Raw genomic sequence first — 19,142 nt, forward strand, 5'->3', positions numbered from 1 at the left:
TGCTTCATATAACTGTAATTTTTCCTTTACCTCAAATTAGGTTGTCTAAATTTAGCAAGCTTATAGAATATATTCAATATTCTATATTAAGACCTTCCATATATATCGTCCGATCTTACTATATCATTATCAGATAAAAACTTTCCTACCTGAAACTCAACTATCTCAAGAGGAAATCTTGTACTTTTATTCTCAATTTTATGAAACACCTTCCTTGGAATCTCTACTACATGATTTTTTGTTATAGCATATGTTTTGTCATCTAAACTCACGCATCCAACCCCTGATAGTATTATATGGTACTCATCTCTATAGTGGTGAAATTGCTTAGAAGTGCAGCTCAGTGGATTTATAAAAAGGTATTTTATAAGAAAATCCTTACCCATTAAAATCACACTATAAAATCCCCATGGCTTAATCTCTTTCCTTGTTGGCTTTGCTTCTTTAACTTTATTAATGAACAACATTAGGCTCTTATTTTGCCGTTTATAAACTCTACCTAATAAAATCTTTTCATCATTTTCTGTCATCAAAACTGGCTCTCTTCCTTTTGCTACATGCTGAAATGAAACTAAATTCTCACTAAATCTCTTACTCAGTTCTAAAACTGAACTCCAAGTACCAATATCCATCCAATCAAAATTAGCTTCTACCATTGCAATATTTTCTGCTTTTTCTATCACTAGGTGATCAATAGATGTATCACCCATTCCTGCACAATTTTGCTGTTCTAAATACAGAAATCTCTCTCGTGGTACAAAATGCTTCATACTTTCACAACATAAATTATAGAGAGTCGGAGCAATTTTTTTTATCTCATCTATATAGCGTTTTGCTCTAAACACAAATATTCCAGAGTTCCAATAATGATTATTGTCCAGCTCATATTCAGGCTTTTCTATAAAGCTCTTTACTATGTGATATTTCCCTTTCTGACCATATACTGCATTTATATAGCCGTATTCCGAATTGAATTCATGAGGCTTTATCCCAAAAGTGACTATAGAGTCAGTTTCAGAGGCTAGCTTAGACGCTTTCTCAATAGAAACATAAAAACTATTCAAATCACCTATAAAATGGTCTGAAGGCAGAACTAAGATTGTCTCGTTCCTATCGCAGAGAAGCACAGCAATTAGTATTGCTGCCGCTGTCCCAATTTTAACTGGTTCAAAAACTACTTTATATTCCTGCAATGCATGTAATTCCTGCATCAATAATGACTCATATTGTATATTTGTGGTAATGATGGGTGGCATATAATCGCCTTTTAGCCTCAACAAAGTGTTGTGAAACATAGTATTCTGACTAAATATTTTCTGAAATTGCTTTGGCTTAGATAGAGGCCAAAGTCTGCTGCCACTACCACCACACAGTATTACAGGGCGCATTTAATTAAGATATTAATTATTTGATTAATATCTTATACTAACGGCAAAATGCATGCAAGTTTTTATTGTGAGATGATTAAAGTAAAAAGTAATTTAAAGTGATGGTTGACTACGAGCGTGATGGAGTCCCTACATTTCGTGATGAGTCTTGTCTTCTTTCTATCTCTCTATCAATATGAGGAGTGTTGCTTTTTTGATTAACGGCTGCAGCTACTTTTTCATCAGTTTTGTTTTGCAACTTTTCCTTTAAGCTTTCTCCAACACCTAGTTCTCTAGATTTATCTATACTTTCACTATTTTTGCTCAACCCCTTCTCTAAGTTTTTTTCAATATCTGATTTTCTAGCGTTAAGCTCTTTCCATGTACCCGCTATGCTAAGTGGCTTATGATCCTTCTGCTTCGGCTTTGGCCTTTCCCCATTTGTAACAACATTAAAGTCGCTTTTTACTTCTTTCCAACATTCTTTCAATTGGTGTTTCCACATAGTAAGATAAGCATCACCATACTTTTTCTCATTTGCTACAAACAATAAAATTGGAGCCTTAAGTATGGTAGCTCCCATATTCACTAAATTTTTTACTGCCATTGCAGGGGTGAACAAAAGATAGCCAAAAGACTTTGCAATTGGGTTTTGTTCGCTTATTAAATACTCCCCTAACTTTATAGGAAGAGAGGTCAACAATTTAGTACAAACTTTAGCCAAGCTTGTAGCAAAAACGATAGAAACAGATATAAGACTTTTATCTAGCTCTAGATTACCATCCTGATCTCTAATTTCTGAAAAATGGGTGCTTAGCTTCTTGTAATCACTAGCGTATAGTAATTTTCCATTTCTTCCTTTTTCATCTCTATCTTTCTCATCAACTTCTCCCGTGTCATCATTGATGAAGCAACCTTTTTTAGCAAGAAAAGAAGAATTAGTTAATCTAAGTAACTTAGTATCAACCTCAAAGACCGGCAAGTGTTTTTCAAGATCTATTTTTGAAAACTTAAATGGCTTATAAAATTTACTATAATCATTAACCTCACGCCTACCTTCACTAACTAAAAAGTCAATAGTAAAGTAAGATTTTTTATCAATTTCCTTAACCAAGGCTAGATCAAATTTGTATTCATTATATATAAGCTGGTACTCTGGATTTCCGTCTTTATCTTTTACAAGCTTGTCATTTTTTTTTACAACTCTCCCAGAATCTACAATCTGATCATAATTTTTTGGATATTGACACTTTCGTCCATCCTCATATATCATTACCTTTCTAAGGTCTTTGACATAAACTTGAGACTCAGATGAACTAAATAGATCCTTCACCTTTAGCGTAAGGTCTATTCCCCACTTTTTCAATGTCTCTAACATATTGCTAAACCAAAATCGCTATAGTTCAATAATAAAACTAGTACACTAATAATATATTAACATAGAACTGGCAACTTTACAAGAAAATATGCCTATAAAAGAAAAAAGTCGTAAAAGCAAGGACTATATAAGTAATGCTTGATAAGTATTTCATGCATGTAATTGTAAAAATCCTTAGAGGTACTCTGTCTATATAATCTTCACACACTACCTGCATTCCAAGAACTGCATGCCAAAAAATGCAAAACACCAGTATAACAAAAAACAAAAGCTCTAGTGGATGATTAATAGCCTGAAATAATTTTTCATTAAAAGATAAAGGGCTATCAACATAAAATGTGCAAGAAAATGAGTAAATAAACCAAGGAAATAAAAATAACAAAATCACCGCAGAAACACGCTGGATCCACCAATGATGTACTGAATTTACAGATTGACTCATATAAATATAAATAAAAAAGCCATAGTAGAAAGAAATAGCATTATTGTTAGTAATATAGCACTTTTTAAAACACTAGCAATTTCTAAATTAAGCCCAGCATCCCACAATAAATGACGAATACCATTAAGAAAATGATACATAAAGCTTACAAAGCATAAGATATAAGCTAATTTAGCAACAGGAGTGAACAATAATGCATTTAAGCACCTTACTATAATTAACTTAGGGGAGTAAACATATAATATAAAATACCAAGAAAGTATGATTAATAAAAGAAATAGCAAGATACCAGTCAATCTATGCATAATAGAAAAAAAACTAGTAACTTGTACTTTATATATTTGTAAATGTGGGGAAAGAGGCCTGTTACTCATAAAATTTCGTTATCGAGAAATTAAAAAATAAAGTAGAAGTAAAGACAGCAGTATAGTACATAATGACACTATTATTTGAAATGGTGAATTACGTACAAAGCCTAAGGAGGTAATCCAGCTGCAGATTCCCCTACTGCTACCTTGTTACGACTTCACCCCAGTCACTGATCCCACTTTAAATAACTCCTTCCTTGCGGTTAGGCCATTAGCTTCGAGTGAAACCAATTCCCATGGCGTGACGGGCAGTGTGTACAAGACCCGAGAACGTATTCACCGTGGCATGCTGATCCACGATTACTAGCGATTCCAACTTCATGTACTCGAGTTGCAGAGTACAATCCGAACTGAGATGTCTTTTAGGGATTAGCTTAGGCTTGCGCACCTTGCAGCCCATTGTAGACACCATTGTAGCACGTGTGTAGCCCACTCCATAAAGGCCATGATGACTTGACATCATCCCCACCTTCCTCCAGCTTATCACTGGCAGTTTCCTTAAAGTACTCAGCATTACCTGATAGCAACTAAGGATGAGGGTTGCGCTCGTTGCGGGACTTAACCCAACATCTCACGACACGAGCTGACGACAGCCATGCAACACTTGTGTAAAATCCGGCCGAACCGACCCTATCCCTTCGAATAGGTATGATTTCCATGTCAAGAAGTGGTAAGGTTTTTCGCGTTGCATCGAATTAAACCACATGCTCCACCGCTTGTGCGGGTCCCCGTCAATTCCTTTGAGTTTTAATCTTGCGACCGTAGTCCCCAGGCGGAATGTTTAACGCGTTAGCTGTAATACAGAAAGTAAACTTCCCATATTTAACATTCATCGTTTACAGCGTGGACTACCAGGGTATCTAATCCTGTTTGCTCCCCACGCCTTCGCGCTTCAGCGTCAGATTTGAACCAGATAGACGCCTTCGCCACTGGTGTTCCTCCTAATATTTACGAATTTTACCTCTACATCAGGAATTCCTCTATCCTCTTTCAATCTCTAGATTAATAGTTTTAAAAGCAATTCCAAGGTTAAGCCTCGGGATTTCACTTTTAACTTATTAACCAGCCTACGCGCCCTTTACGCCCAATAATTCCGAATAACGCTAGCCCTCTCCGTATTACCGCGGCTGCTGGCACGGAGTTAGCCAGGACTTCTTCTGTGAGTACCGTCATTATCTTCCTCACTAAAAGAGCTTTACAACCCAAAGGCCTTCTTCACTCATGCGGCATGGCTGGATCAGGCTTTCGCCCATTGTCCAATATTCCCCACTGCTGCCTCCCGTAGGAGTCTGGACCGTATCTCAGTTCCAGTGTGGCTGATCATCCTCTCAGATCAGCTATAGATCATTGCCTTGGTAGGCTATTACTCCACCAACTAGCTAATCTAATATAGGCTCATCTAATAGCAATAAATTTTTCCCCCGTAGGGCGTATACGGTATTAGTTGCCGTTTCCAACAATTATTCCGTACTACTAGGTAGATTCCTATACATTACTCACCCGTCTGCCACTAAGTTATACCATAGCAAGCTACAATATAACTCCGTTCGACTTGCATGTGTTAGGCCTGCCGCCAGCGTTCATTCTGAGCCAGGATCAAACTCTCAAATTTAGACTTCAACCTATAAAAGGTTGAAGGTACATCGGATAAATCCGACAAAAAATAATTTAGCTTAATACTGCTGTCTTTATTTCTACTTTAGAAATATTTTAATCTCCAACTATTCAAACAACTCTAAGAATATTATTATGTGATATAATCACTATGTCAATATGTTTTTGCAAATCAAAAGCATTAATGTATAAATATATAACTATTTGGAATATTACCATGAAAAAATACATCTTTCTGCTTGCACTCGCGCCAATGTTAGTTGGCATCACATTATACTTATTGCGCAACATTGATAACACAAAACAATCTATAACTGCAGGTGACAAGTTTTACGAAGTATTATTCTTAAAAAAAGATAATAAGTCACTGCTAGAAGAAATAGATTCAAATTGGGAGTATTTAGCAAATTTTGAACGCGCATTCAATCATATCTCAGATTCAATGCCAACAGACACAGCATCTATTATTTATAATGATTTGGCAGACGATAAAGATGCTCCTGATGTTTTGCGTGAGTTAGCACAATACTTAGAAGTAATGAGCTTACTTCACTCCAGCGGTGAAAAAACAAATAGAGATAAAATTAGTAATTTAGAATCAAATGCAGTGTACCCTTATTCAAGCCAAGAAGCTATCGCTATAGTAAAGATACACAGTAACGACATTAAAGGTGCAATTGAAATATTGCATTCATTATTAAATGATAGAGAATGTCCGACTCTAATCAAGGCCAATGCACAAGAATTACTTCGGATATACGAAAACTAAAAAACTTGCTTGCATAACAATTTGGCAGCGCATCTGATGAAATAAAGAACTTTACTTGACAAACCTCCCTATTTTATTATGGCACTAAAAGTATTTATGACTCAAAATTTGTTTTTGACTGTAGGATCAATCACAAAATCCAGTAAAAACTTAGGTGTTTATTGGTAGATTACGTAAAATTATAGCGGTTTTTTAAATTTTTTCTATACTCAGCCAAGTCGCGCTTGTTAGAACATTATTACAGCACCACTTACAGTAATATAGAGTCAAAATTTCACTACTCAGAGGTTCCTTTTACCTTTTTATTTAGTAAGACTTCTCTATATTTATAGTTAATATATCAAAGAATAAACTTCACTCGCAGAATGTCATTCTAGCACTAAAATGACAAAAAGAGGATAAAATTGCAATAGCTATGTATCAAGCACCGTTGTATTTTCTCTATATTTTAGATTACTTTGTTTACCCCCTCCCTTTACCATTCAGCTACACAGATAGTTACTACAAACCGTAAAGATGTTTAAAAGAAATCTAATTTTTTATCAACTCATACATTTCATTACCAACTTCACAATAAGGTTCTGCAGTTGGATAAAAATAATCAAAAAAGAAATAATCCTTTAGTATTTCTGGCTGCATCCAGAATTATAGTAAGTATCAAGCCTTCCTTTAAATATCAACAAGAGTATCTTTATACTTTTTCCAAATCACCCTCCCCCAAACTGGTCTACGATGTTTGATAGGTATGCATCTCGATTATTTAACCCTTTGCTCTTATATTTACCAAGCATACTTTTCATTTTAGAATTAAGATCGAATGCTTTTATTTCAAGATCTGCACCTTTCTTCATATAATCTAAATCATTAGCTAATTTTGTATTGAAACTCTGTGTAAGCTTTGCAGCCAGCTCTCTTGCTTTTCGTCTTTATTAAAGCTAGTATCAAACCAACCTCAGTCACATTTGCAACAATCACATGCTTTACACCATATTCATTTAGAACCAAATGCATTACATATTTCACTAACCGCTTTATTTTAATACTTTTTCTGCTTTAACATTGTTATAAGCAGTGGCACCCATAATATTATTTCCTCGATTATAATGAAAAATAAAATCTCCTTTACCTACGTCTGGATGATGTTTAATTACTGCGTTTAGCTGATTAACTAAACGAAATTTATTGAGGAAATAAGAAAAAATAGGGTTAAGAATTTCAGATGCTGTTGCATATAAAATCGCATAGTTATGACCTTACTGTTCATAGTATCGATCAAAAAATGAGCATCTCCATGATGACTTAAATTCTTCTAAACCTAAATACCTTGCTACATATTCAACAACAGTAAGGCCATTGCTAAAAATCCTCCTTAATAAAAAGGGGCATTAAGTTTCACGTTTCTTACAAAGGATAAGTTATTAAAATTTCAATAATTACACCATTATCAGATAAACTATCACCCAGAACACAAAAATTTTTACACTTTGAATTAGAGTTATTCTTTTCATTTGCCATAACATTCAATATCTAATCATACTGCTCTATGAAGCCTATAAAAAAAGAAAAATAGGGTAAAATTATAGAACTTTGGCTGAATTTTACCTATTTTTTGAGCAGCCCTTCTGCCTTAAAAGAAACCTCTAAGTTTTTTAGCACGGCTTGGATGTTTCAACTTACGTAGTGCTTTTGCCTCTATTTGCCTAATTCTTTCACGTGTAACATTAAAAATTTTTCCTACTTCTTCTAAGGTATGCTCCTTTCCATCTTTACCAAGGCCAAAGCGCATCCTTAGAATTCTTTCTTCTTTTGGTGTTAAAGTTGCAAGAACATTGGTCGTAATGCCACGCAAGTCGGCAAGTATTGCAGCATCCTCTGGTTTAGAAACTCGCTTATCTTCTATACAATCACCGAAGGTACTACTATCATCCTTTCCTGTTGGAGCTTCAAGACTTACTGGATCTCTTGCTATTTTCATAACTTTACGTATTCTTTCTATCGGCATTGCCAATTCTATACTTAATTCCTCTAATGTTGGCTCTCTACCCATTCCATGAGTCATCTTTCTTAATGCTTTATTGATTTTACTGATAATTTCCACCATATGAACTGGTATTCTAACTACTTTAGACTGTTCAGGTATTGCCCTAGTTATTGATTGTTTTACCCACCAAGTACCATAAGTCGAAAATTTATATCCACGTTTGTAATCAAACTTATCTACAGCCTTCATAAGACCAATATTGCCTTCTTGTATCAAGTCAAGTAGATCAAGTCCTCTTTTTGAATACTTTTTAGCAATTGAAACCACTAGCCTTAAATTAGCCTTTATCATCTCTTGCTTTGCTTCAGAGACTTCTCGTTCGTGTTTTTGTATTCTCTTGATTAGCTCCTTAAACTCTTGTACTTTATCTCCTTGTACATAACTCTTAATATTTCTTAAGGCACTAGCTATATATTCATAGTTATCGTTTATAAACCTTAAGAATTTATTTTTTAATTCACCTGTAAAAAGGGAATGATTTTCATTCTTCTTTAAAAGACTGATTTCGCTCAATTCGTGCTCTAAAAGCACAGCACAATAAATATTATAGAAACTTTCTCTATCAATATCGTACTTTCTAGCCTCAGTAATAAGATTAGCTTCTTCAAACGTGATTAGTCTATTTATTTCGTAAAGTTTTTGTGTAATTCTGGCAATAGCAGCATCACTAAACTGAATTTGTAATGCTACAGACCATATTTGATTATATAAATTTTCTAGCTCATTAGAGAAATCTTTAGAATTTTTTTTCAATACCAATGCTTCATTTGTTAAAGTAATGATCTCATCCAATGCTGTGATAACCTTTGGCAATAAATCACTTTCCATTTCAAGAACAGAAATGTTTAAATTCGCTGAACTTATATCTTCACTCTCATTTCCCTTTTCATCGTTGCCTTTTTCCTCATCATCAACATAATCTTTAACATCTTCAGCTTCACTTTCTTCTTTGGCTACCATATTGAAATCAGAGTTATAAATTGCATCTAGATTTATCATTTCTCTCAGCAAAAAAGTTCCCCCACTTAAATCATCACGCCATGTTTTGATCATGTTGAATGCCACTGATGTTTCAATTATTGCACGTAACATGTTATGCTTTTCAGATTCAATTTTTTTTGCTATCTTAATTTCATCTGCTCGTGACAAAAGCTTTACAGAGCTCATATCTTGTAAATAAATCCTTACTGGATCATCATTTTGCACTAAAGTTGTAGTAGTATTCAACGATGTCTCATCATCATCAAGCTTATTACCATCATCATTAGAAGGAGCTTCTTCCTCATCTTCACTACTTTCGAGTATGTTAATTCCAGAGTCTTGCAATAAAGCTATAGTATCATCTATAAAATCAGGTGGAAAACTTTCATCTGACAACTTATCATTTATATCATCAAAAGTGATAAAACCGCCCTTTCTTATACTTTTGGTTACAAGATCTTTGATGATCTTTTTCCTATCTTCCGTACCATTAATAGTTGACATCATTACCTTTACAGTTTATAATTTTATTTCTTATTTATCAAATAAACTTACAATTAGCAAGCTTATAGTTTTATTCTTAATTTATAGTTACTTGCTACTTCATATAGTTTAAGATACTGTCAATTTATTCACACTCTTCTTAATCAACTAATCTCTCCATTCTTACTACTATGGACAATCCAACTGAAAATGTTGCAATTCCAACCACTATAGCAGTAAGCATTAAGACGTGAGGTATAGGATTGGTATATAAGTGAAAATTTGAAGTCAATATAGGAGGTAAAGAACTTTTTACATACCCTAAAGATATGTAAAACAACAAAACAGATGCTTGTAAGACACTTAATCCCATCATTTTTTTGATTAAGTTTTTATCATTTACAATGATATAGAAACCTAGCACCATTAATATAGTAATGCCTACATAATTATATAGAGTCATTGTTTTTTCCTGCGAGCGAAATTTATATATATGATTAACATGGAAGAAGAGACGGTAAGCAATACACCCAGCTCCACTAAGAAAATACCCAATTTTTGACCTGTTCTACTATCAGCTGACAATATACTATAGGATAAAAAATTTTGGCCAAATAAAACTGTTATAATACCAGCTCCTCCATAGGTTAAAATACCTAGTACGTTAGTAAATTTGATAATAGAGTAAGGTATTGCTTTTAAAGTTGTAGGTATATCAAATAACATAGAATATAATATTATCCCAGAAGCAATAATTATTCCCGCCTGAAAACCTCCACCTGGAGTATAGTCACCATGAAACTGTATGTATAAACCAAACAAAATGATAAAAGGTATCATCAAAAATGTTACTGCACTTAATACCGGATCTTTAATCACTTTCTTTCTCTTCTAATATTAACATTATACAAAGTGCAGCAGTAAAAACTACTATAGTTTCTCCAAATGTGTCATAGCCACGAAAGCTTGCTAAAACAGCTGTCACTATATTAGGAATACCAATAGCTTTTTCAGTATTTTCTACATAATAAGGAGCAACGTGCAAGTGAACTGGAGCATTATGACTGCCAAAATCTGGTAATTGAATCATAAAGTATGATAAACATGCAGTCAAAAATAACATAAAAAAAAGTGTTGTGGGGCTATGAGATAAATTTGCTTTGTAATTCTTTACCAAAGAGAGTGCTGCAAACGTAAAGACTGTGCTCAATCCTGCACCAACAGAAGCTTCAGTAATTGCAACATCTGGCGCATTCATAATCAAGTACATAAGTGCAATAAGTGAACTAAATACACACATTAGAACAGCACTTACAACCAAATGTTTCGAAAGAACTATAAAAACTGTAACCGTGAGTAACAGCAAAAGTAATATTAGATTCAGTATTTCTAGCATCTTAACCTTCTTTAATAGTCTTTACTTTTATAATAAGTACGCGCTAAAATATAACTGTTAGTTGAATTGGCTATCCATATTATAAAAATCAATAATATAACTTTAATAGTATTGATTGAAAATTCATTTTGCCAAGCAAAACCAATCAACAACAACATTGCGCCACTAGAATCTGCAATACCTGCAGCATGTAGTCTAGTATAGAAATCAGGAAATACTACTACTCCTACGCTTGAAATGAATATTAAACAAACACCTAAAAATATGAGAATGGATGCTACCATAAATTATCAAAACAACATTAATCTCATTAGCGCTATAGTTGATATAAAGCTGATGCTAGCATATAGTAATGCTATATCAATTAAAAAAAAATCATTCAGAGTAATCGATATTGCTGTTATGAGTAAAACTACTTGTGTTGATAAACTATTGAATGCTAAAATCTTATTGTACACATCACTTGACCTAAATACTATACAACATAACATTACACTCATACAGAACAAAAGCGCATAGATAGCAATACTAATCATTTATAAGCTATTATAACCTCTGCAGATTTCTAAATCGGTACTTCTTCACCACTATCTTGATCATCTATTTCATCATCGTGGCTTTCTTGACTTACATCCAGACTTGTGTTAAGTTGATGATCAGAAAAATTTAACAAATTTGCTAGCTTACTTGGACTATTAATATAAGTATTATCTGTGTTTCCTTTCATGTGCTCCTTGCACCTTTTCACCAAAAGGTTAAACAACTCATGAGTATTCACCTTCTTTTCTGCTATTTCATATAAAGAAACTATCGTATCCTTATGATCTTTAAACTTAACCATTTCAACGGGATCGCTTGCCCCTGTACTCAAATCATGCGTTCTTTGACTTGCTAGCAGAACCAATTTAAAACGGTTGTGTACCTGTTCTACACACTTTTCTACAATAGACTCAATCATAAAATACTACCTTGATAAACTTTATACTATATCACAAAAAATAAGATGTCAACTTCGGATCTATTGAGATCCAATTCTACATTCTACTTTTTCTTCTTTAGCTTTTACTGATTGATTTTCTGTTATTGTAATTGTTATTTCATGATCAAGCTTTTTCAAAAAACCTAACAGTCTCTCTAAAGAAAAACCACTTGTCTTACCACTTTTAATTTGTGACACCTTTGGTTGATCAATACCAAGTTTCTCAGCCGCACAAGCTTGAGTCCAAGTATTTTTTCCTATAATTTTACTTATTATGCTCAGCAATTTTTTTTTTATTGCTTCACTATCCAGATTGTTTAATGATATTGTTTCCATAATTTTTACTCTCACATACCAACTAGCTTTATTAAATATTATATCATAATATTTAATATACCAATATATTAATATTATATAATTTGTCAATAACTATAATGATATACTGATACTCAAAATTTTAAATTGACTATAATTTTTATCAAAATACTAGTAATTTCAAACTATTATTTTGTAAAAAACTTACTATTAAAGAGAATAAGTTGAAATTGCAAAGTTTAAAATACAGAAATAATCATTTTACAAACTCGTTTTAGAGACTGTACATGATCTCAAGAAAGGAATAAAGCAGGAGATAGAGTATGTAAATTATGAAAACAGAGCAAGATGAGTAGGAGAAAAACTGAGTAGAGTTCTGTAGAAAGAAACAAAATCAAGAAGATTTAGGATATATTTTACATAGTGTTACAGGTCCTAAAAAGTGGCTTCAGTGAATCAACAATGTTTTCAAAATGGCAAGATTATTTTAATAAATGAAGTAAAAAACATAGCGGAAGTAAAGAAAGTGTTTTGAAACATATATAAAAAAGTAATTGCAAAGAAACAAATAAAAGGATGTAACTGTAGAAATCTTTGCCGTATTGTCAAAAGGTAAGTCTCTAATACTCTTATAGAAAAGTGTAGACAATTGTGATAAGCAAAATTCAATACTAGCTTACAAATCGTCTTCTTGCTTCCACCGCTTTGCTTCTAAAAAGATTATGAATAGACCCTTATATCCGAAATTTATACCTCTATATTTTAATATAGGGATTCATTTCAATTTTTAAAGTTTCTATTTAATAAGAATGCTATATCACATTCGTAATTTAATTTAAATATCTGTTGCTTCTGAAATACTATTTGGTTAGTAAATAAAATCATGTCTAATACAGAAAAAATGAAAAAGGATGTTGCTGTAATTATGGGAAGCGAGTCGGATTATGGCACTATGGTGCATGCTATTAACCTATTAAAAGAATTGGAAATTTCACATGATGTATTTATAATATCCGCACACAGAACACCAGAGAGACTCTTTAATTTTACTAAGTCTGCTCAAGAAAAAGGCTTTAAGGTTATTATAGCTGGTGCAGGAGGAGCGGCTCATTTACCTGGTATGACTGCATCGCTTACTTATTTACCTGTTATCGGTATTCCTGTGCATAGCAAGCAATTAAATGGGCTAGATAGTCTATTATCTATAGTGCAGATGCCAAAAGGTGTTCCAGTTGCAACAATGTCTATAGGAGAGAGTGGAGCATGCAATGCCGCTATTACTGCTGCATCTATATTGTCGATTTCTAATAGTGAAATTGCAGATAGATTAAAAAAATGGAGAGAGGGGCAAACTAAAGCAGTAAAAGAAAAACCAACATTATAATGGCAATAGTTCTTTTAGATACAAAAACCATAAATCGTATAGCAGCAGGAGAGGTAATAGAAAGGCCTGCAAGTGTGGTAAAGGAATTAGTGGAAAATGCAATAGATGCCAGAAGCTCAGAGATAGAAATTAAGATAGAAAGTGGTGGGCGTAACCTCATTACTGTAATCGATGATGGTAGCGGAGTAAAAAAGGATGATTTAGAACTTGCGTTTATGCGCCATGCTACTTCAAAATTGAGTGACAGTGAATTGATAGAGATCAAGCATCTTGGCTTTAGAGGAGAAGCTTTGCCTTCAATTGCAGCAGTAAGCAGAATAAAATTATCATCTAAGGCAAGCAAAGCAGATCAAGCATGGTCTATAAGGTATGAGGGGGGAGAAAAAATAGGAGAGCTTGTTCCTTATCCTTTATCGATAGGAACATATATTGAAGTACGAGATTTATTTTTTGCCACACCAAATAGACTAAAATTTCTCAAAACCGAAAGGGCAGAAACACAAAGCATTGTTGATATTGTAAACAACTTAGCAATGATCAATTATGGAATTGAGTTTACTCTTATCTCCGATAATAAGAAGCTTCTTAAGTATGCTAAGCAGAACTCATTATTTAGCAGGCTATGCGAAGTAGAAGAAGAATTTCATGAAAACTCTTTGCAAATTAGTGAAGAAGAAGATGGCATTAGACTTACAGGATACATCTGTAAACCTACTGTCAATCGTAGCAATTCAACTCAGATCTATACATTTGTTAATGGTAGACCAATTAAAGATAATCTACTTATTGGTGCAATTCGTTATGCGTATCACGACCTTATTCCAAGCAATAGATATCCTTTTGCAGCGCTGCACTTAGAGATACCGTATGATCAAGTTGATGTAAATGTGCATCCAAATAAATCAGAGGTAAGGTTTCAGAACAAGAGGCTAATATATGAAATAGTGAGAAGAGGGCTAATAAAAGTGCTATCAAAGAGAATAGATCTTGCAGAAACTGTATTGGCTCAGAATGGAACAACAACGAATCATCTATCATCAGATCCTTTTAGTAGGTCTAGTCTTAAAAATGAATTTTATGGAAGAAGGTCGGATCCTTTTGAAAACCAGTTAATGAGAAAATTTACTTCTCCAAATATAGAGACAAAAAGCTTATCAGAACATTCAAAATCGTTTGATTATACTGGTATGCAAAAATCTCCTCCACGAGCAGAAACTACAATTTTGGAAAGGAAACAAACCGATCTAATAAGGGACTATCCACTTGGGTTTGCACACTGTCAAATCTACAATACTTATATTATTGCCGAGGTAAGAGACAAACTAATTATAGTAGATCAGCATGCAGCCCATGAAAGACTAGTATACGAGTGCTTAAAGGAGAAATCAAGTATAAAAAGACAAAAACTTCTTTTGCCTGAAATGGTTGAAATCAAAAGTCAAGCCGGTATGGAAATGATAGAAGTTTATAAGGATAAGCTTTTCGAAATGGGCTTTGATATCGAAATTAAATCAGAAAATGCGATCATAGTAAAAGAAATACCTGCAATCTTAGGGTCAATAGATGTGAAGAAAATGCTAATTGATATAGTGGATAGATTAATAGAAATAGAAGATACTCTACCTATAGAGGATAAAATAAATAAAATACTAGCTACAATTGCTTGTCATGGATCAATTAGAGCAGGTAGAAAGATGAAATTAGAGGAGATGAATGAGTTGTTGAGGCAAATAGAAAAAACACCATATTCTGGACAATGCAATCACGGAAGACCAACCTATATAGAAATGAAATTAAGCGATATTGAAAAGTTATTTGAGCGAAGGTAAGAAATTGTCACAAATGTGTATAGATTATACAACCCTAGTTTCGTCATCTCAAAACTCAGATACACAATTGTTCGAACATTGCAATTTGCAGGTAATTTGTATAGTAGATAATGTCATTCTATTACTTGACGATGATTTATTATGCAGCTACTTGATTAAAATTAAGTTTCCTAAATCCCAGGCATTGTCTTTTATGTTAATAATTAATATACAACTAAAGATACTTATCAAAAACGACAATAAAGAATTCAAAAAAAGCCAGAAATTCTGTAGAATTGACCATATCATATAGAGAAAAAGGAAGTGTATGATCACATCCTTCACTCCGATCATTAATCTGCAAACAAAATAGTTTTGCATTTTTTGATAAGATTAAGTAATATCAGCGTATTAGTTATACAATTAATAATTTTTATGGATGAGCGTAATCCTTGGAATCTTGGAAAGAAACCGTCAGGTTCAAGTAATGAAGATATTTTAAGTAAAGCTGTGTCTGATATAAGATGCTTTTTTAATGGCTTAACCAGAAATAGAGGGAAAAAACCTTATTTCATCATTTTTATTGTTTTGTTGTTTTATCTTTGTACTGGTTTCTATATTGTCCATCCGAGTGAGGAAGGTATAGAACTTACTTTTGGCAAATATTCCAATACAGAAACATCTGGTTTGCGTTATCACTTTCCCTACCCTATTGGTAAGGTTTTTAAAGTAAATGTTAAAGAAGTAAATCGTGAAGAAATTGGGATAAGCAGCTCTTATGGGCGAGATACAGATCGTGGTGAAGGAGTGATGCTTACCGGAGATGAGAACATAGTCAACGTTAACTTTGAGGTCCAATGGAGAGTCAGGGATGCTAAAGATTATTTATTCAAAGTGCGGGATTATAAACCTGGTTTTAGCGTTAAAAATGCTGCTGAAAGTGCTATGAGAGAAATAATAGGTAAGAATACGATCTCTTTTGCACTCGAAGGTCAAGGCAGAGCTGAAATTTCCAGAGATACTATAATTTTATTGCAACAGATTCTTGATGGATATCAAATGGGTATAGAGATTTTATCCGTTCAAATGAAAAAAATTGATCCACCAGAAAAGGTGATTAGCTCATTTAGGGATGTACAAAGTGCTCGCGCAGATAAGGAGCGTACCATAAACGAAGCATACGCTTACAGTAATGATATTATACCTCGTGCAAAAGGTGAAGCAATAAAGATAAAATTAGATGCAGAAGCATACGAGAATGAAATAATAAATGAAGCAAAAGGTAATGCAAATCGCTTTTTATCTCTTTACGAAGAATATAGACAAAATCCTTCTCTTGTTAAGAATCGTATTTATCTTGAAACTATGGAAAATATTTTCAGCAAGGTAGATAAGTTTGTTATAACAGACGATCTGAAAGGTATGTTCTCTTATTTACCTCTTACAAATTTAGGAAAATAGCCATGAGTAGTAATATAAAAATTGTTTTTGCTTTTATATTTGTTGTATTATTGATTGCCTTATCTAATTCAATCTTCGTTGTTCAAGAAACAAAACAAGCAATAGTTATACAACTCGGTAAAGTCGTAAAAGATGTTAGGGACAGTGGTTTATATTTTAAATTGCCATTTATAAATAACGTAGAATTTCTTGATAAGAGAATTTTAGATTTAAGTCCTGATAAAACTCCAAGGGAAGTGATAACTGCAGATCAAAAGCGTATTATAGTAGATGCTTATGCAAAATATAAAATAATAGATCCTATTACTTTTTATCAAACTGTGAAAAATGAATCAGGGCTAGTTAGAAGATTATATCCTGTCATAGAAGCTCACATAAGGGAGAATATAGGAAGATTTTCATTAATTAGTTTGTTGAATGAAAAGAGATCAGAAGTTATGCAATTAATTCAACGTGGAGTTTATTCTGAAGCTGGAAAATTTGGCATAGAGATAATAGATGTAAGAATTAAGAGAGCAGATCTACCAGAAGAAAATAGTTCTGCAATATTCCGCCGCATGCAAACTGAAAGAGAAAAGGAAGCAAAAGAAATTAGAGCAGAAGGAGAACAAGCTGGACAAGAAATTAGATCAAAAGCTGATAAATTAAAAAGGGGAATTGTCTCTAGTGCAGTAAAAGAATCACATGAAATAAGAGGCCGTGGTTATGCTGAAGCAACTAGAATCTATAATGAGGCATTCAAGGTTGATGAAGAGTTTTTTAACTTTTATCGCTCTATGAAAGCTTACAGTAAATCATTTGCTGAGGGTAATACTAAATTTGTGCTTTCACCAAATAATAATTTCTTAGATATTTTGAACAAGGGATGGAAATAGTTTATGAAAAGTAAAGCATTTATTTTATCTATATTTGCATATTTTTTAATTTCATTTTCTTCATATGCTAATCTGTTTGCAAAAACAGTTGCAGATCCTGTATGTAGTTGTAATAAAGGGCTTGCTGATATAGTGGAAGAACTTATTCCCGCAGTTGTAAATATTTCAAGTGAGCAAATAGTTAAGCAAGAAAATAACAGTAGAACTAAAATTCCCTTTACGCCAAGAAATAATTTCTTTGATGACTTTAGAGAATTTTTCGAGCATTTTGATCAATTTTTCGATAGAGCTCCTAGCATTAATAGAGAAGTGACGTTACTTGGGTCTGGATTTATTATAGATAAAAGTGGAACCATAGTAACCAACTATCACGTTATTAAAAATGCCCAAGATATTACAGTTACTATGAACGATAATACTTATTTCAAAGCAGAAGTTTTAGGCTATGATGCAAAAACTGATCTTGCTGTGCTTAAGATTAATTCTGATAAAGATCTTCCTTTTGTTGAATTTGGTAATTCTGATAAAGCAAGAGTTGGTGATACAGTTATTGCAATAGGCAACCCTTTTGGTTTGGGTGGCTCTGTAAGTACAGGAATTGTGTCTGCAAGATCTAGAGACATTAGTATTGGTACTATGAATGAATTTATTCAAACTGATGCTGCAATTAATAGAGGTAACTCAGGGGGACCACTATTTCATCTAAATGGAAAAGTTATAGGTATTAATACTGCTATTTATTCCCCATCTGAGTCTGGCGGTAACGTGGGTATAGGCTTTGCTATACCATCTAATCTAGCTATTTCAATTATTGACACATTAAAAAGTGGTAAAAAAATAAAACATGGTTGGCTTGGCGTGCAAGTTCAGCCTATAACAAAAGAATTTGCTGAATCCTTGAGTTTAAAAGATATCAAAGGTGCATTAGTTGCAAGCGTAGTAAAGGGCAGTCCTGCAGAGAAAGGAGGAATCAAAGTAGGTGATATACTATTAGAGTTTGACGGCAAAAAAATTGATAGAATGACGCAATTACCTCATATGGTTTCACGAACTGAGCCCGGAAAGAAAGTACAGGTTAAGTTACTTAGAAAAGGTAAAGAAGTCAATATCAAGGTTGCAATCGAGGAATCTACAAATGATGATTCAGGTAATAATCAAGAAGAAAATAAATCAACATCTAGTTATATAAGTGGTTTAACCGTTTCAAATTTGCCAAAAGAACTAAAAAAAAATGCACCCACAAAGGGTGTAGTAGTTACCAGTGTAGATAGTAGTAGTAATTCTACACTACGTGTTATTAAGAAAGGTGATATAATTATCCAACTAGATGGAATCGATATTGAAAATACTAATGATTTTCAAAAACAAATTGATTCAGCAGTAAAAAAAGACGGCAAAGATTCAGTAATGTTGCTTATTTACCGCAATGGAAACCAGTTTTTTACTTCAATCAAATTGAAGAAGTAGCTATTTATCTAGCT

General features: G+C 33.2%; 20 protein-coding genes and 1 rRNA gene. 6 read left to right on the forward strand and 15 right to left on the reverse strand.

All coding sequences use genetic code 11. The features are described 5' to 3' along the window. Positions 1-86 precede the first annotated feature (86 nt). The 5 genes from OOK82_RS04130 to OOK82_RS04150 form a co-directional block, all read right to left on the reverse strand. Positions 87-1,388, reverse strand: coding sequence for a sugar phosphate nucleotidyltransferase (locus tag OOK82_RS04130; RefSeq protein ID WP_264686920.1), 1,302 nt, complete (start codon positions 1,386-1,388; stop codon positions 87-89). A 109-nt stretch (positions 1,389-1,497) separates the two neighbouring features. Next, a complete protein-coding gene (locus OOK82_RS04135) occupies positions 1,498-2,745 on the reverse strand; it encodes a hypothetical protein (protein ID WP_264704487.1) in 1,248 nt (415 codons plus the stop codon). Between the two features lie 76 nt (positions 2,746-2,821). Beyond that, a complete protein-coding gene (sdhD, locus tag OOK82_RS04140) occupies positions 2,822-3,187 on the reverse strand; it encodes a succinate dehydrogenase, hydrophobic membrane anchor protein (RefSeq protein ID WP_064085698.1) in 366 nt (121 codons plus the stop codon). Further along, the gene (gene sdhC, locus OOK82_RS04145) at positions 3,184-3,561 is read right to left on the reverse strand and encodes a succinate dehydrogenase, cytochrome b556 subunit (protein ID WP_010407125.1); all 378 of its coding nucleotides are present in this window, start codon (positions 3,559-3,561) and stop codon (positions 3,184-3,186) included. Before sdhC ends, sdhD begins: the two co-directional genes overlap by 4 nt. Positions 3,562-3,663: 102 nt before the next feature. Further along, a 16S ribosomal RNA gene (locus OOK82_RS04150) occupies positions 3,664-5,167 on the reverse strand. 153 nt (positions 5,168-5,320) lie between these two features. On the opposite strand from OOK82_RS04150, the gene OOK82_RS04155 reads away from it, so the two are divergent. Then, on the forward strand, positions 5,321-5,938 hold the full coding sequence (locus tag OOK82_RS04155; RefSeq protein WP_029237695.1) for a hypothetical protein: 618 nt from the start codon (positions 5,321-5,323) through the stop codon (positions 5,936-5,938). A 707-nt stretch (positions 5,939-6,645) separates the two neighbouring features. Here the strand turns inward: OOK82_RS04155 and OOK82_RS04160 are convergent. From OOK82_RS04160 to OOK82_RS04205, 10 genes are all read right to left on the reverse strand, one after another. Continuing rightward, positions 6,646-6,789, reverse strand: a complete 144-nt coding sequence (locus tag OOK82_RS04160) for a GDSL family lipase (protein ID WP_264686918.1) — start codon at positions 6,787-6,789, stop codon at positions 6,646-6,648. Positions 6,790-6,802: 13 nt separating this feature from the next. Next, positions 6,803-6,949: a GDSL family lipase gene (locus OOK82_RS04165; protein ID WP_236607939.1), complete on the reverse strand. Its 147-nt coding sequence runs from the start codon at positions 6,947-6,949 to the stop codon at positions 6,803-6,805. Positions 6,950-7,565: 616 nt separating this feature from the next. After that, positions 7,566-9,464: an RNA polymerase sigma factor RpoD gene (gene rpoD, locus OOK82_RS04170; protein WP_264376177.1), complete on the reverse strand. Its 1,899-nt coding sequence runs from the start codon at positions 9,462-9,464 to the stop codon at positions 7,566-7,568. Positions 9,465-9,603: 139 nt separating this feature from the next. Continuing rightward, positions 9,604-9,906, reverse strand: a complete 303-nt coding sequence (locus tag OOK82_RS04175) for a cation:proton antiporter subunit C (RefSeq protein ID WP_010404276.1) — start codon at positions 9,904-9,906, stop codon at positions 9,604-9,606. Next, positions 9,903-10,322, reverse strand: a complete 420-nt coding sequence (locus OOK82_RS04180) for a Na(+)/H(+) antiporter subunit B (protein WP_064085417.1) — start codon at positions 10,320-10,322, stop codon at positions 9,903-9,905. Before OOK82_RS04180 ends, OOK82_RS04175 begins: the two co-directional genes overlap by 4 nt. Continuing rightward, positions 10,315-10,839, reverse strand: a complete 525-nt coding sequence (locus OOK82_RS04185; protein WP_010404272.1) for a DUF4040 domain-containing protein — start codon at positions 10,837-10,839, stop codon at positions 10,315-10,317. The genes OOK82_RS04180 and OOK82_RS04185 overlap by 8 nt, the downstream gene beginning before the upstream one ends. A gap of 11 nt (positions 10,840-10,850) precedes the next feature. Beyond that, positions 10,851-11,123 carry a monovalent cation/H(+) antiporter subunit G gene (mnhG, locus tag OOK82_RS04190; RefSeq protein WP_064085418.1) on the reverse strand — a complete coding sequence of 91 codons (273 nt, stop codon included), beginning with the start codon at positions 11,121-11,123 and terminating at the stop codon, positions 10,851-10,853. Positions 11,124-11,129: 6 nt separating this feature from the next. Then, positions 11,130-11,375 carry a monovalent cation/H+ antiporter complex subunit F gene (locus tag OOK82_RS04195; RefSeq protein WP_010404268.1) on the reverse strand — a complete coding sequence of 82 codons (246 nt, stop codon included), beginning with the start codon at positions 11,373-11,375 and terminating at the stop codon, positions 11,130-11,132. Between the two features lie 29 nt (positions 11,376-11,404). Next, a complete protein-coding gene (rpoZ, locus tag OOK82_RS04200; RefSeq protein ID WP_264682592.1) occupies positions 11,405-11,797 on the reverse strand; it encodes a DNA-directed RNA polymerase subunit omega in 393 nt (130 codons plus the stop codon). A gap of 60 nt (positions 11,798-11,857) precedes the next feature. Next, positions 11,858-12,154: a helix-turn-helix domain-containing protein gene (locus tag OOK82_RS04205; protein WP_064085421.1), complete on the reverse strand. Its 297-nt coding sequence runs from the start codon at positions 12,152-12,154 to the stop codon at positions 11,858-11,860. Between the two features lie 862 nt (positions 12,155-13,016). Here OOK82_RS04205 and purE point away from each other — a divergent pair. From purE to OOK82_RS04230, 5 genes are all read left to right on the forward strand, one after another. Further along, a complete protein-coding gene (purE, locus tag OOK82_RS04210) occupies positions 13,017-13,517 on the forward strand; it encodes a 5-(carboxyamino)imidazole ribonucleotide mutase (protein WP_007302433.1) in 501 nt (166 codons plus the stop codon). After that, a complete protein-coding gene (mutL, locus tag OOK82_RS04215; RefSeq protein ID WP_007302432.1) occupies positions 13,517-15,346 on the forward strand; it encodes a DNA mismatch repair endonuclease MutL in 1,830 nt (609 codons plus the stop codon). The genes purE and mutL overlap by 1 nt, the downstream gene beginning before the upstream one ends. Before the next feature lie 414 nt (positions 15,347-15,760). Then, positions 15,761-16,786, forward strand: coding sequence for an FtsH protease activity modulator HflK (gene hflK, locus OOK82_RS04220; protein ID WP_264375971.1), 1,026 nt, complete (start codon positions 15,761-15,763; stop codon positions 16,784-16,786). 2 nt (positions 16,787-16,788) lie between these two features. Then, positions 16,789-17,661 carry a protease modulator HflC gene (gene hflC, locus OOK82_RS04225; protein ID WP_010407101.1) on the forward strand — a complete coding sequence of 291 codons (873 nt, stop codon included), beginning with the start codon at positions 16,789-16,791 and terminating at the stop codon, positions 17,659-17,661. A 3-nt stretch (positions 17,662-17,664) separates the two neighbouring features. Beyond that, entirely contained in the window at positions 17,665-19,128 is a 1,464-nt protein-coding gene (locus OOK82_RS04230; RefSeq protein ID WP_264375972.1) for a DegQ family serine endoprotease, read from the forward strand. Positions 19,129-19,142 lie beyond the last annotated feature (14 nt).

Source organism: Wolbachia endosymbiont (group B) of Apotomis betuletana, assembly GCF_947250475.1.
In the GTDB taxonomy this organism is placed as follows: domain Bacteria; phylum Pseudomonadota; class Alphaproteobacteria; order Rickettsiales; family Anaplasmataceae; genus Wolbachia.